Below are 13,283 nucleotides of genomic sequence, written 5' to 3'. Positions count from 1 at the left end.
TGCCGCCAGCCATTGGGGATCCAGACGGTGCCGCCGGTTTGAATGGGCGTGGTATTGTCTCCCCGGCTGATTCGGGAGATTCATGGCATTGTCGACGGACGATCTGAGCACCCCGCTTGGACAAAAATCGACGCGCAAGCGGCGGTTCCGGCTGCCGTTCACGGCCACGCAGGCGCTCGCCGTGATCCTTGGCCTGTTTCTGGTCGGCTTCGTCGGCTTTGCCATTTTCAACGACGATCCGATGGGCGGCGAACCAAGCGTCCGCGTCGCGATCGCTCCGGGCAAACCGGCCGGCGAGAAAGCTGCTGCCGCTCCGCCGGCAAAGGCCGAAGCGAAGCATGACAGCGAGCCGGCCAAGGCAGCCGCCACCGCAGGGCAGAAGACCGTCACCATCATCGACGGGTCGAGCGGCGCCCGCCACGATGTCGTCCTGCCCGCCGACGGAAGCGGCAAAAGCGAGCCGGATGGCCCGCTCGCAGCGCCCACGGGAATCGTTCCCCGCCTGCTGGAGAAGACTCGCTACGGCATGGTCCCGGTGGCGGCAGATGGATTGAAGCCACTCACCGCCTATGCCGCCGGCTCCGATGCCGACCGCGCCAAGGGTGCGCAGGTTCCGAGCATTGCCATCGTGATCGGCGGTCTCGGCGTCGGCGCGGCGAAGACCACCGATGCGATCATGAAGCTGCCGGCAGCGGTCACGCTGGGCTTCACGCCCTACGGTTCGGACCCCGGCAAATTGGTGGAGCGCGCCCGCGCCCAGCACCACGAAGTGCTGCTGCAGGTGCCGATGGAGCCGTTCGACTATCCCGACAACGACCCCGGCCCGCAGACCCTGCTGGCCACCGCCAGCACCGAACAGAATCTCGACCGGCTGATGTGGCACATGAGCCGATTCCAGGGCTATGTCGGAATTGCCAATTTCATGGGCGCGCGTTTTGTCGCCACCGATACCGCGATGCAGCCCGTGATTGGCGACGCCGCCAAGCGCGGGCTCGGTTACTTCGATGACGGATCGACGCCCCGCAGCACCGCCGGGGTTGTCGCCGAGGCGCTGGCCATGCCGTTCGCGCGCGCCGACCTCACCATCGACGCGGTGCCGAGTTCGGCGGAGATCGACCGCGCGCTGGCCAAGCTCGAGACCCTGGCAAAAGAGCGCGGCACGGCGATCGGCGCCGCCTCGGCGCTGCCGATCTCCATCGAGCGCATCGGAGCCTGGGCCAAAGCGCTGGAGAGCCGCGGTGTGTTGCTTGTGCCATTGACAACAGCCATGCTGAAATCAAAATCAAGCTAGGGCGTTGATGGGCTAAGGTGAATTCGGCGCGGCCGAATCGCCTCATATATCCGGCTCGAACCAACGCGAGAGGCATTGACGGAATGGCGCGCTACGAAGACCTACCGTACCGAACTTGCGTTGGAATGATGCTGCTTAACCCGGAAGGCCTTGTTTTCATCGGCCGCCGCTCGGGCGGCATCGAGCACGTCGATGAAACCCACGTCTGGCAGATGCCGCAGGGCGGCGTCGATCCCGGGGAGGACACTTGGGAAGCCGCCAAGCGCGAGCTCTATGAGGAAACCAGCGTTCGTTCGGTGGAGAAACTGGGCGAGGTCCCGGACTGGCTGATCTACGACATCCCGCGCACTGTCGCCGGCCGCGCCTGGAAAGGCCGCTACCGCGGCCAGCGCCAGAAGTGGTTTGCCGTGCGCTTCACCGGCAATGACAGCGAGATCAACGTCACTCATCCGCCGGCCGGCCACAAGGCCGAGTTCGTGAACTGGCGATGGGAGCCGATGAAGAATCTGCCGGAGCTGATCGTGCCGTTCAAGCGTCCGGTTTACGAACGGGTGGTGAAGGAATTTTCCCGGTTGTCGGGTAAATAATCAGGCCATGACCGAGAAGCCCTATCGCCCCAATGTCGGGGTCGCGCTGTTTAATGCGGATGGTCTGGTCCTGATCGGGCGGCGCTTCAAGGACGATGGCCCCGAGATCATCCTGCCCGGGCTGGAATGGCAGATGCCCCAGGGCGGCATCGACGCCGGCGAGAATCCACGCGACGCGGCGATGCGCGAGTTGTGGGAAGAGACCGGCGTGGTCAACGCCGATTATCTCGATGAGACGGACTGGCTGACCTACGACTTCATCCCGTTCGACGATCCGACGCACCGCTTCGGAAAATTCCGCGGCCAGCGCCAGAAATGGTTCGCGCTGCGCTTCACCGGCCGCGACGACGAGGTCGACCCGCTGGCGACACGCAACGGCCAGCCGGCCGAGTTCGATTCATGGCGTTGGGAGAAACTCGACGGCGTCGCTGACTTGGTCGTTCCGTTCCGTCGCGAGGTGTATCGCGCGGTGGCGGAGCGATTTGCGAAATTTGTGTGAGCTGGGTGTTGTGAGCCACAAACTCTGCTGTCATCACCCGCCTTGACCGGGTGATCCAGTAGACGGAGCCGTCACGGCTTTATCTGCGATGCCGGTGATTACTGGGTCGCCCGGACAAGCCGCGCGACGACAGTCCGCGCTTAGTGCATCGCCGTCGAGTTGACGTGCATCTGGATGGTCTTGAAGTGGTCGAGGCGCTCGATGGCGCGGTCGAGCTGCGACCCTTCCTTCTCGGCCAGCTTGGCTTCCATGGCGGCGATCTGGTCGGCCAGCGCGGCGCGATCGAGATCCTGCATGGAGGTGGCGACGTCGGCCAGCACGTTGAGGCCCTTGTCGGACACTTCGGCGAGGCCGCCGAGCACGATGATCATCTGCTTGATGCCGCCCGACGTGATGGTCAGGATGCCCGGACGCAGCGCCGCAACCATCGGCGCCGCACCGGCCATCACGCCGAAATCGCCTTCGGCGCCGGGGATGTCGACCTGATCGACTTCACCCGAGAAGGCAAGCTTTTCAGGCGAAACAAGATCGAAGTGGAAGGTGGCCATGAGATACCTGCGTGCAGCAATAACAAACAATCAGAGAGGAAGCAGCGAACACGCCTGAGGTCGTTCGCTGCTTTCCGTTGGTCTCTTAAGCGGCTTCGGCAGCCAGCTTCTTGCCCTTTTCGACGGCCTCTTCGATGGCGCCGACCATGTAGAAGGCGGCCTCCGGGAGGTGGTCGTACTTGCCTTCGCAGATTGCGCGGAAACCCTTGATGGTATCGGCGAGGTCGACGAACTTGCCCGGCGAACCGGTGAAGATTTCAGCGACGAAGAACGGCTGCGACAGGAAGCGCTCGATCTTGCGGGCGCGGGCGACGGCGAGCTTGTCCTCTTCCGACAGTTCGTCCATGCCGAGAATGGCGATGATGTCCTGCAGCGACTTGTACTTCTGCAGCACCTGCTGGACCATGCGCGCGGTCTGGTAATGCTCCTCGCCGACGATCAGCGGCGAAAGCATGCGCGAGGTGGAGTCGAGCGGATCCACCGCGGGGTAGATGCCCTTTTCCGAAATCGCGCGGTTCAGCACGGTCGTTGCGTCCAAATGCGCGAACGAGGTTGCAGGTGCCGGATCGGTCAAGTCGTCGGCCGGCACGTAGATGGCCTGCACCGAAGTGATCGAACCCTTATGCGTGGTGGTGATGCGTTCCTGCAGCGCGCCCATGTCGGTCGCCAGGGTCGGCTGATAACCCACCGCCGAGGGGATGCGGCCGAGCAGAGCGGACACTTCCGAACCCGCCTGGGTGAAGCGGAAGATGTTGTCGATGAAGAACAGCACGTCCTGGCCCTGGTCGCGGAAATGTTCCGCGACGGTCAGGCCCGACAGCGCGACGCGCATGCGGGCGCCCGGGGGCTCGTTCATCTGGCCGAACACCAGCGCGCACTTCGACTTCACCGACGGATCGGGATTGTGCGGATCGGCGTTGACCTTGGACTCGATGAACTCGTGATAGAGATCGTTGCCTTCGCGGGTACGCTCGCCGACACCGGCGAACACCGAGTTGCCGCCGTGCGCCTTCGCGACGTTGTTGATCAGTTCCTGGATCAGCACGGTCTTGCCGACGCCGGCGCCGCCGAACAGGCCGATCTTGCCGCCCTTGGCGTAAGGCGCCAGGAGATCGACGACCTTGATGCCGGTGACGAGAATTTCAGCCTCGGTGGACTGCTCGGTGTACATTGGCGCTTCCTGATGGATCGCGCGCATGCCTTCCGAAGCGATCGGACCGCCTTCGTCGATCGGCTCGCCGATCACGTTCATGATGCGGCCGAGGGTGCCGACGCCGACCGGCACCATGATCGGGTTGCCGGTGTCGGTGACTTCCTGGCCGCGGACCAGACCCTCGGTGGTGTCCATCGCAATGGTGCGCACCGTGGATTCGCCGAGATGCTGGGCGACTTCGAGCACCAGCTTGTTCTTGCCGTTCATGGTGGTGACGGCGCTGAGAATCGCGGGGAGCGCGCCTTCGAACTGCACGTCGACGACGGCGCCGATGACCTGGGTGATGCGTCCGGTCTGGTTGGCGGGGGTAGCCATGAAAACTTCTCCTTGAAGTCCAAAACTTGAAACGACGGCCTTGCGACCGGAATGCTGTTGTTAGATCGCCTCGGCGCCGGAGATGATCTCGATCAGCTCCTTGGTAATCATCGCCTGGCGGGTGCGGTTGTAGATCAATGTCTGCTTGCGGATCATGTCGCCGGCGTTGCGCGTGGCGTTATCCATCGAGCTCATCTGCGCGCCATAGAACGACGCATTGTTCTCCAGCAACGCGCGGAAGATCTGCACCGCGAGATTGCGCGGCAACAGGCCGGTGAGGATCTCGTCTTCGGCGGGTTCGTATTCGTAGATCGGCTTCGGCGCATCGCTGGCCGCGGCCGGCGCCTGCACCACCAGCGGAATGATCTGCTGCGCGGTCGGGATCTGCGCGATCACCGTCTTGAAACGCGAGAAGAACAGGGTGCAGACATCGAACTCGCCATTGTCGAAGCGGGCGAGAACCTTCTTGGCGATGTCCTCGGCATTGACGAAGCCGAGCTGCTTCACCGAACGCAATTCGAGATGCTCGACGATCTGCTTGTCGAAGGTACGGCGCAGCTGCTCGTAGCCCTTGCGGCCGACGCAGAAGAACTTGACCTCTTTGCCCTGATTCATCAGCGCCAGCGCGCGTTCGCGCGCGAGGCGTACGATCGAGGAGTTGAACGCGCCGGACAGGCCGCGCTCGCCGGTGCAGACCAGCAGCAGGTGAACCTGGTCACGACCGGTGCCGCCCAGCAGCGCCGGGCCGGTGCCGGATCCGGCGGCCGCGCCGGCAATGGAGGCGATGACCGCATCCATCCGCTCGGCGTAAGGCCGCGCAGCTTCGGCAGCCATCTGCGCGCGGCGCAGCTTCGACGCCGCCACCATCTGCATGGCCTTGGTAATCTTCTGCGTCGCCTTGGTGGAGGCGATGCGGACGCGCATGTCTTTAAGTGAAGCCATTCTCAGTCCACCCCGGCGATCAAGCCCTCGGCCCGATCGCAAACCTCTCGTTCGTGACGCGCAGCCTCGTGCCGCGCATCAAACGTGGATGGCCGGCACAAGGCCGGCCATTTCGGCAAGTTTAAGCAGCGTAAGTCTTCGCAAAGCCTTCGACGACGGCCTTGAGCTTGGCGGCGACGTCGTCCTTGAGATCACGGCTGTCGCGGATCGCTTCGAGAACGTCGACGTTCTTGCCGCGCAGCAGCGACAGCAGGCCGTCTTCGAAGCCGCGCACCTTGGCGATCGGCAGATTGTCGAGGTAGCCGTTGGTGCCGGCCCAGATCACGCAGACCTGCTCTTCCATCTTCAGCGGCGAGAACTGCGGCTGCTTCAGGAGTTCGGTCAGGCGGGCGCCGCGATTCAGCAGGCGCTGGGTCGAGGCGTCGAGATCGGAGCCGAACTGCGCGAACGCCGCCATTTCGCGGTACTGCGCGAGCTCGCCCTTGATCTTGCCGGCGACCTTCTTCATCGCCTTGGTCTGCGCGGCGGAGCCGACGCGCGACACGGACAGACCGACGTTCACGGCCGGACGGATGCCCTGGAAGAACAGGTCAGTCTCCAGGAAAATCTGGCCGTCGGTGATCGAAATCACGTTGGTCGGGATGTAGGCCGACACGTCGTTGGCCTGGGTTTCGATGATCGGCAGCGCCGTCAGCGAACCATTGCCCTGGGAATCGTTGAGCTTCGCAGCGCGCTCGAGCAGGCGCGAGTGAAGATAGAACACGTCGCCGGGATAAGCTTCGCGGCCCGGCGGACGGCGCAGCAACAGCGACATCTGGCGGTAGGCGACGGCCTGCTTCGACAAATCGTCATAGATGATGACGGCGTGCATGCCGTTGTCGCGGAAGAATTCGCCGATGGTGCAGCCGGTGAACGGCGCGATGTACTGCATCGGGGCCGGATCGGACGCGGTGGCGGCGATGACGACGGAATATTCCAGCGCGCCCTGCTCCTCGAGCACCTTCACGAACTGCGCGACGGTGGAGCGCTTCTGGCCGATCGCGACGTAGACGCAATACAGCTTCTGGCTTTCCGGAGCGCCGGCAACGTTCAGCGACTTCTGGTTCAGGATGGTGTCGAGGGCGATCGCGGTCTTGCCGGTCTGACGGTCACCGATGATCAGCTCGCGCTGGCCGCGGCCGACCGGGATCAAAGCGTCGACCGACTTCAGGCCGGTGGCCATCGGCTCGTTGACCGACTTGCGCGGGATGATGCCCGGCGCCTTGACGTCGACGCGCATGCGCTTGTCGGCCTGGATCGGGCCCTTGCCGTCGATGGGGTTGCCGAGCGCATCGACGACGCGGCCGAGCAGACCCTTGCCGACCGGCGCGTCCACGATGGCGCGGGTGCGCTTAACGGTCTGACCTTCCTTGATCTCGCGGTCAGCGCCGAAGATCACGATGCCGACGTTGTCGGTTTCGAGATTCAGCGCCATGCCGCGGGTGCCGTTTTCGAACTCGACCATTTCGCCCGCCTGGACGTTGTCGAGGCCGAAGACGCGGGCAATGCCGTCGCCGACGGACAGAACCTGTCCAACTTCGGAAACTTCAGCTTCCTGGCCGAAGTTCTTGATCTGATCCTTGAGGATCGCGGAAATTTCCGCGGCGCGGATGTCCATCAGCCTGCCTCTTTCATCGCGTGCTTAATCGAGTTGAGTTTGGTGCGGAGCGAAGAGTCCACCATGCGGCTGCCGAGCTTGACGACAAGCCCGCCGATGATGGCCGGATCGATCTTCACGTTGAGCGCGACATCCTTGCCCGTCACTGATTTCAGCGCGGTCTTGAGGGCGTCGAGATTCTTGTCACTGAGCGGCTCGGCGACGGTAACGTCTGCCGTGGCCTCGCCCTTGAACTTGGCCACCAGCGCACGGAAGGCGCGGATCACATCGCGGACCGCGAACAGCCGGCGATTGGCGGTGAGAAGCTTGAGGAACTTGGCGCTGATGCCGCCGATGCCGGCCTTGTCGAGAACGGCGGACAAAGCCTGGGACTGGACTTCGGCGCCGAAGACCGGGCTGCGCACCAGCCGGGTCAGGTCGGCGCTGTCGGCCAGCATGGCCTCGAACTTGGTGAGATCGGCCATCACCGCATCGACGGACTTTTCATCGCGCGCGAGGTCGAACAAGGCCGTCGCATAGCGACCGGACACTCCCGAAACTGACGGATCTTCTGCTGCCACTACTGCGCTCTTCAGGCTGTCAAATCCGCAAGGGAATAACTATCGCCAGAATACGGCGCCTAGCGATCCAAGTCCTTGGAATTCAAGCGGGACTTCGATTTTCGAGCCGCAGCGTCGTGCCCCGGCCCGTCCAAATCGCGGCTTTGCTAACATAGCGCGCGCGCGGGTGCAACGCGGCGAAGACGATTGGCGATGCCTTGTCGCAGCCTTGCGCAAGAATCGTTTCCCGAGGGCGGGCGGCCCCTGGGGCTTCGCCCTGCTCCGGATTGCAACGCAGCCGAAGCGCGTTGCCGGATGCCGGGATCCGGCACGCGACCTGAAAACCGGGATCGCCGACCGAGCACCGCCAGCGCGACGCCTTTGTCGCCCGGCCAGCGCCAAGGTTCACTCAACATGACATTTACTTGTCAAAGTCCGGCGATTCCACAGAACGACTTAGCTCTTCAGTAAAGCAAAGTAATAAAAAGTAATATCACCGACAATAATTCAGCAATCGATAGGTATCAACGTCCCGCCGATCGGTCAAAAGATGTTTCAGCTCGTAATGGAACGAATTGCCCGCCTAGATTACGCCTCATTAACCCTTCAACGGTGCAGCCATCAACGGGACGGGGGTTCCACTTGTCGCATTTGCGATAATACTGTCTGAGGATCGATTTAATATGCTGCAATATGGAATTTCAAAATTGGGCAAGCTGCCCCGGTCGCACTCCGCACTTGCCATGCTCGCCGCGACCCTTGTTCTGGGCGGGTCCATTTCGGAAGCTTCGGCCAAATCCCGGCACCATCACGGCCAGCGCCATCACGTTCATCACCGCCACCACGGCCACCATGTCAGCAAGGCTTCGCCGCTCGACGCCAATGCGTCGATCCCGTCGCTGTTCGAGAGCGCCGTGCAGGCGCCGGTCCGCGCTTTGGCCAGTGCCGGCCGCAGCTTTGCCGGCATGGCCTCGTATTACGGCAACGAAGCCGGCAGCCGCACCGCCTCGGGCCAGCGCTTCAACCAGGGCGCCATGACCGCCGCTCATCGCTCGCTGCCGTTCGGCACCAAGTTGCGTGTCACCCATGGCGGCCGCAGCGTCGTCGTCACCATCAACGACCGCGGCCCGTTCATCCGTGGGCGCGTGCTTGACCTCTCCAAGGGCGCTGCCAGCGCCATCGGCCTGACCAGCCGCGGCGTCGGCCGCGTCGTCGCCGAGGTCATGTAAGCAACATCACAGCAAGCCGGCTGATCTTTCGGGTTCAGTAAGCGTTGCGTTGAGTAACAAAGCCTGCCGTCAGCGATGACGACAGGCTTTGTTGATCGACGCACAACCGTCATTACAGAAAACTCTGCGGATCGACGTCAACTTCGAGCTTCAGATTGCCCGATGTCTTCGGCCCGGCCGCGAGCCACTGGCGCAGATAGCTGGACAGATCGACGTTGCGCGGCGACTTCACCAGAATGCGGAATCGATAGCGGCCCTTGATCACCGCCAGCGGCGCCTCCGCCGGTCCCAGCACCAGCACCCGTTCGTCGATCGGCGCGACGCTGACGAGTTTCCGCGCAAAACCTTCCGCGCTCGGGCGATCGCCGGCCGAGATGATCAGGCTGGCCAAGCGGCCGAACGGCGGATAGCCGGCGCGCTCGCGCGCCTCGATCTCGGTGGCGTAGAAGGCTTCGCGATCGGCGGCCACCAGCGCCTTCATCACCGGGTGTTCGGGCTGATGGGTCTGCAGATAGCCGACACCCCTGCCCTGCTCGCGGCCGGCGCGGCCGATCACCTGGTTGAGCATCTGGAAGGTGCGCTCGGCGGCGCGCGGATCGCCATTGCCGAGCCCGATATCGGCATCGATCACCCCGACCAGATTGAGCCGCGGAAAGTTGTGGCCCTTGGCCACCAGTTGGGTGCCGATGATGATATCGACGCGGCCCTCGGCGATCTCGGTCAGCTCGGCGCGCATGGCATCGATCGAGGTGACGAGGTCGCTCGACAGCACCATGGTGCGCGCCTCGGGAAACAGCTTTGACGCCTCTTCCTGCAGCCGCTCGACGCCGGGGCCGATCGCCGCCAGGGATTCCTCGACGCCGCAATGCGGGCAGAGATGCGGACGCGGCGTCGAGAAGCCGCAGTGATGGCAGACCAGCCGCTGGCGAAACCGGTGATCGACCAGCCAGGCATCGCAAATGTTGCAGGAGAAGCGGTGGCCGCAACTGCGGCACAGGGTCAGCGGCGCGTAGCCGCGGCGATTGAGGAACAACAGCGCCTGTTCCTTGCGCTCAATGGCAAAGCCGACCTGCTCGGCGAGTTGCTGCGAGATGAAGTGGCCGCGCATCGGCCCCTGACTGCGCAGATCGATCGCCTCGATGTGCGGCATGTGCTGGCCGCCGAACCGCGACGGCAGCGCGACGCGCTGGTAGCGGCCCTTGCGCGCATTGACCTCGCTTTCGACGGAGGGCGTCGCGGAGGCCAGAATGATCGGGATTTTGGCCAGGTTGGCACGCACCACCGCCATGTCGCGGGCGTGATAGTGGGCGCCCTCGCTCTGCTTGTAGGCTTGGTCGTGCTCCTCATCGACGATGATCAGGCCGAGTTTGGCATAGGGCAGGAACAGCGCCGAGCGCGCGCCGACCACCACATGGGCCTCGCCGCTGGCGATGGCCGCAAAGTTTCGCGCCCGGGTGCGCGGCGTCAGTTCGGAATGCCATTCCAGCGGGCGAACACCGAAGCGCAGTGCAAAGCGATCGAGAAATTGACCGGTGAGCGCGATCTCCGGCATCAGGATCATCACCTGCTCGCCACGGCGGATGGTCTCCGCCACCGCCTCGAAATAGACTTCGGTCTTGCCGGAGCCGGTGACACCGTCGAGCAATGCCACATGAAACGCGCCGCTGGCGGCCAGCGTCTGCAGTGCGGTGGCGGCGGCGCGCTGTTCCGGCGAAAAATCCGGCTCGCAAAACAGGGGATCCGGTGCCGGCGGCGCCGATGGTCGCGCCATCGCCTCGACCACCAGCGTGCCCTCATCGACCAGCCCGTCGATGACGCCGCTGCCGCAGCCGGCTTCCTTCACCAGATCCGACTTGGCGTGCAGCAGCCCGTCGGACAGGATCTCGATCAGGCGCTGGCGCGCCGGGGTCATGCGCTTTGGCGCCTCGCCCACCAGCCGCACGCCGAGCCTCACCCTTTCGGGGCCGAGTTCGCCCATGCGCAGCGTCATCCGCAGCACCATGCCCCGTGCGGAGAGCGTGTAATTGGCGACCCAGTCGACCAGGTCGCGCAATTCCTGCCGAAAGCGCGGCACGTCGAGTTTCTCGCCGACATCCTTCAGCCGGTTGTGCAGCCGCGGATCGGGATTGGGGTTTTCCGCCCACACCACGCCGACCACGTCGCGGGCGCCGAGCGGCACGGTAACGACATCGCCGGGCTGCAGGTCGACGCCCCGGGGCACCCGATAGGAATAGGCCTGGTTCAGCGCCACCGGCACCAGCACGTCGACCACGCGCGGCGCCAAAGACGGGAACAGACTGGGCGCGGAATCGTCCATGGAAGAATCGGGCTCTGCGGGAGGTGGGGCTAACTTAAGGACTGGCGGGGGCAAATAGAAGCCGCGCCTTTTCCCTCTCCCCGCCCGCCTAGCGAAGCTTCGCTAGGCGGGGAGAGGGTGGATCGAACACGCGGAGCGGGTTCGAGACGGGTGAGGGGGACTATCGAGTAAAACACCGGCTCCCCTCACCCGGAGTCCTTCGCTTCGCTCAGGACTCCGACCTCTCCCCGCAAGCGGGGCGAGGTAAGGAAGCGCGACCGGTTCACCAAAGTGAAACGCGGTCTGTGTGTTAATATGCCCCTGTTCGCGCATCGCGCCTTGCAAGGCAAACTCATGGCCAAGCCGATTTCTGCCAAGCCGATCTCGCCCGCCCCCATCGAAATGGCCTGCGCCGACGAGAGCACGTCGCTGCAGATGACGCGCTGGCTGTCGCATCTGCGCGCCGAGCGGCGGCTGTCGCCGAAGACGCTGGAGGCCTATGCCCGCGATGTCCGGCAATTCCTGGGCTTCCTCGCCGAACATTGGGGCACGCGCGTCACCCTGTCACGCTTCGCCGCGCTCGAAGCCAGCGATGTCCGTGCCTTCATGGCCTCGCGCAGGGCCGACGACATCGGCGGTCGTTCGCTGATGCGGGCTTTGGCCGGAATGCGTTCGTTCGGGCGTTTCCTGGAACGCGAAGGCCAGGGCAGCGTCGGCGCCCTTTCCGGCATTCGCGCGCCGAAGATCGGCAAGAGCCTGCCGAAGCCGATCCAGATGGCCGCCGCCCGCCGGCTCACCGACGCCGACGAACGCGCCGGGGAGAATCGCGAACCGTGGATCTGGGCCCGCGACGCCGCCGTGATGGCTCTCTTATATGGCTCCGGCCTGCGCATTTCCGAAGCGCTCGGCCTGAAGCGCCGCGAGGTGCCGGCGCCGGGCGCCGGCGACGTGCTGATCGTCAACGGCAAGGGCAACAAGACCCGCATGGTACCGGTACTGCAGAACGTGCTGGCGCTGATCGCCGACTACGCGAAAATGTGCCCGCATCCGCTGGCGCCGGAAGGCCCAATGTTCGTCGGCGCCCGTGGCGGCCCGCTCTCGCCGCGCATCATCCAGCTCACCATGGAGCGGCTGCGCGGCGCCTTGGGGCTGCCCGACAGCGCCACGCCGCACGCGTTGCGGCACTCCTTCGCAACCCATCTGCTGACCCGCGGCGGCGACCTGCGCGCGATCCAGGAGCTCCTTGGCCACGCCTCGCTATCGACCACACAGATATATACCGGCATCGACACCGAGCGGCTGTTCGAAGTGTACCGGACCGCACATCCGAGGGGTGAGCACGTCTGGCGTTCGGGTGTCGTCCAATCGTCATCCGGCAGCCCCTTGCGCGGCGCGCCCGGTTCGGTCAAATCGGTGTTCCAATCAACCGGAGAGGGGTCCCCGATGAGCGCGCACGAGAGTATGGAGCACGCCGAACACGCCGAGCATGCATCCGGATCGAACAAGAACATCGCGTTGCTGATTGCGGTGATCGCGCTGTTCCTGGCGCTGTCGGAAACCCTCGGCAAGGGCGCGCAGACCGAATCCATCAGCAAGAACGTCGAGGCGTCCAACCTGTGGGCGTTCTTCCAGGCCAAGAGCATCCGCCGCACCGTGGTGCAGGCGACCTCGGACCAGGCCCGCTTGAGCCTCGGCCAGATGGGCGACGATGCCGCCAAGGCCGCGCTGACCAAGCAGATCGAGGACTGGAAGAAGACGGCGGACCGCTACCGTTCGGAGCCGGAGACCGGCGAAGGCTCGGAGCAGCTCGCCGCCCGCGCCAAGGAAGCCGAGCACGCCCGCGACTTGGCGATGGCCCGCTATCATCATTACGAGGTCGCCTCTGCGGCGTTCCAGATCGGCATCGTGCTGGCGTCGGCCACTATCATCACCGGCATGATCGCATTGGCCTATGTGTCCGGCTTCCTCGCCATCGCCGGCATCGCCTTCACCCTGATCGGCCTGTTCGCGCCGCACGCCGTGCATCTGATGTGAGCTACTCGCTTGCCCCGGGCGCGATGCAACCTAGCGAAGCGAAGCTTCGCGCGGCAGTGTTGCTTCGCAGAGCCGGGGCCGTTCCGGGCGCCGGCGTTTGAAACGATCCCGGTTCTGAGCAGCAGCACTTCGT

General features: G+C 64.4%; 11 protein-coding genes and 1 pseudogene. 6 read left to right on the top strand and 6 right to left on the bottom strand.

Going from position 1 to position 13,283, the window contains the following annotated elements; genetic code table 11:
- Nucleotides 1-82 precede the first annotated feature (82 nt).
- The 3 genes from ONR75_RS02550 (at nucleotide 83) to ONR75_RS02540 (ending at nucleotide 2,377) form a co-directional block, all read left to right on the top strand.
- A complete protein-coding gene (locus ONR75_RS02550; RefSeq protein ID WP_265081242.1) occupies nucleotides 83-1,291 on the top strand; it encodes a divergent polysaccharide deacetylase family protein in 1,209 nt (402 codons plus the stop codon).
- 83 nt (nucleotides 1,292-1,374) lie between these two features.
- Nucleotides 1,375-1,878, top strand: coding sequence for an RNA pyrophosphohydrolase (locus tag ONR75_RS02545; protein ID WP_265081241.1), 504 nt, complete (start codon nucleotides 1,375-1,377; stop codon nucleotides 1,876-1,878).
- A gap of 7 nt (nucleotides 1,879-1,885) precedes the next feature.
- Nucleotides 1,886-2,377 carry an RNA pyrophosphohydrolase gene (locus ONR75_RS02540; protein ID WP_265081240.1) on the top strand — a complete coding sequence of 164 codons (492 nt, stop codon included), beginning with the start codon at nucleotides 1,886-1,888 and terminating at the stop codon, nucleotides 2,375-2,377.
- 140 nt (nucleotides 2,378-2,517) lie between these two features.
- Here the strand turns inward: ONR75_RS02540 and ONR75_RS02535 are convergent, their stop codons facing one another.
- The 5 genes from ONR75_RS02535 to ONR75_RS02515 form a co-directional block, all read right to left on the bottom strand.
- Nucleotides 2,518-2,925: a F0F1 ATP synthase subunit epsilon gene (locus ONR75_RS02535; RefSeq protein ID WP_265081239.1), complete on the bottom strand. Its 408-nt coding sequence runs from the start codon at nucleotides 2,923-2,925 to the stop codon at nucleotides 2,518-2,520.
- 85 nt (nucleotides 2,926-3,010) lie between these two features.
- A complete protein-coding gene (gene atpD / locus ONR75_RS02530; RefSeq protein ID WP_265081238.1) occupies nucleotides 3,011-4,453 on the bottom strand; it encodes a F0F1 ATP synthase subunit beta in 1,443 nt (480 codons plus the stop codon).
- Nucleotides 4,454-4,513: 60 nt separating this feature from the next.
- Complete coding sequence (locus tag ONR75_RS02525) at nucleotides 4,514-5,395, bottom strand: F0F1 ATP synthase subunit gamma (protein ID WP_265081237.1); 882 nt, start codon at nucleotides 5,393-5,395, stop codon at nucleotides 4,514-4,516.
- Between the two features lie 121 nt (nucleotides 5,396-5,516).
- Nucleotides 5,517-7,052 (bottom strand): F0F1 ATP synthase subunit alpha, encoded by a 1,536-nt coding sequence (gene atpA / locus ONR75_RS02520; RefSeq protein WP_265081236.1) that lies wholly within the window; start codon nucleotides 7,050-7,052, stop codon nucleotides 5,517-5,519.
- Entirely contained in the window at nucleotides 7,052-7,612 is a 561-nt protein-coding gene (locus ONR75_RS02515; RefSeq protein ID WP_265081235.1) for a F0F1 ATP synthase subunit delta, read from the bottom strand. The genes atpA and ONR75_RS02515 overlap by 1 nt, the downstream gene beginning before the upstream one ends.
- A 662-nt stretch (nucleotides 7,613-8,274) precedes the next feature.
- Here ONR75_RS02515 and ONR75_RS02510 point away from each other — a divergent pair.
- Nucleotides 8,275-8,820, top strand: a complete 546-nt coding sequence (locus ONR75_RS02510; protein ID WP_265081234.1) for a septal ring lytic transglycosylase RlpA family protein — start codon at nucleotides 8,275-8,277, stop codon at nucleotides 8,818-8,820.
- A 112-nt stretch (nucleotides 8,821-8,932) separates the two neighbouring features.
- Here ONR75_RS02510 and ONR75_RS02505 read toward each other — a convergent pair whose 3' ends face one another.
- The gene (locus tag ONR75_RS02505; protein WP_265081233.1) at nucleotides 8,933-11,137 is read right to left on the bottom strand and encodes a primosomal protein N'; all 2,205 of its coding nucleotides are present in this window, start codon (nucleotides 11,135-11,137) and stop codon (nucleotides 8,933-8,935) included.
- Between the two features lie 333 nt (nucleotides 11,138-11,470).
- Between ONR75_RS02505 and ONR75_RS02500 the strand changes: the two are divergent.
- Both ONR75_RS02500 and ONR75_RS02495 read left to right on the top strand, forming a co-directional pair.
- Nucleotides 11,471-12,448: pseudogene (locus tag ONR75_RS02500) on the top strand (tyrosine recombinase XerC); the annotation flags it as partial.
- Between the two features lie 111 nt (nucleotides 12,449-12,559).
- Nucleotides 12,560-13,150: a DUF4337 domain-containing protein gene (locus ONR75_RS02495; protein ID WP_320109737.1), complete on the top strand. Its 591-nt coding sequence runs from the start codon at nucleotides 12,560-12,562 to the stop codon at nucleotides 13,148-13,150.
- Nucleotides 13,151-13,283 lie beyond the last annotated feature (133 nt).

Origin of the sequence: Rhodopseudomonas sp. P2A-2r, from assembly GCF_026015985.1 — a bacterium.
Lineage (GTDB): Bacteria > Pseudomonadota > Alphaproteobacteria > Rhizobiales > Xanthobacteraceae > Tardiphaga.
The sequence above is the reverse complement of the archived record's forward strand: the minus strand, read 5'-3'. Positions and strand labels throughout refer to the sequence as shown.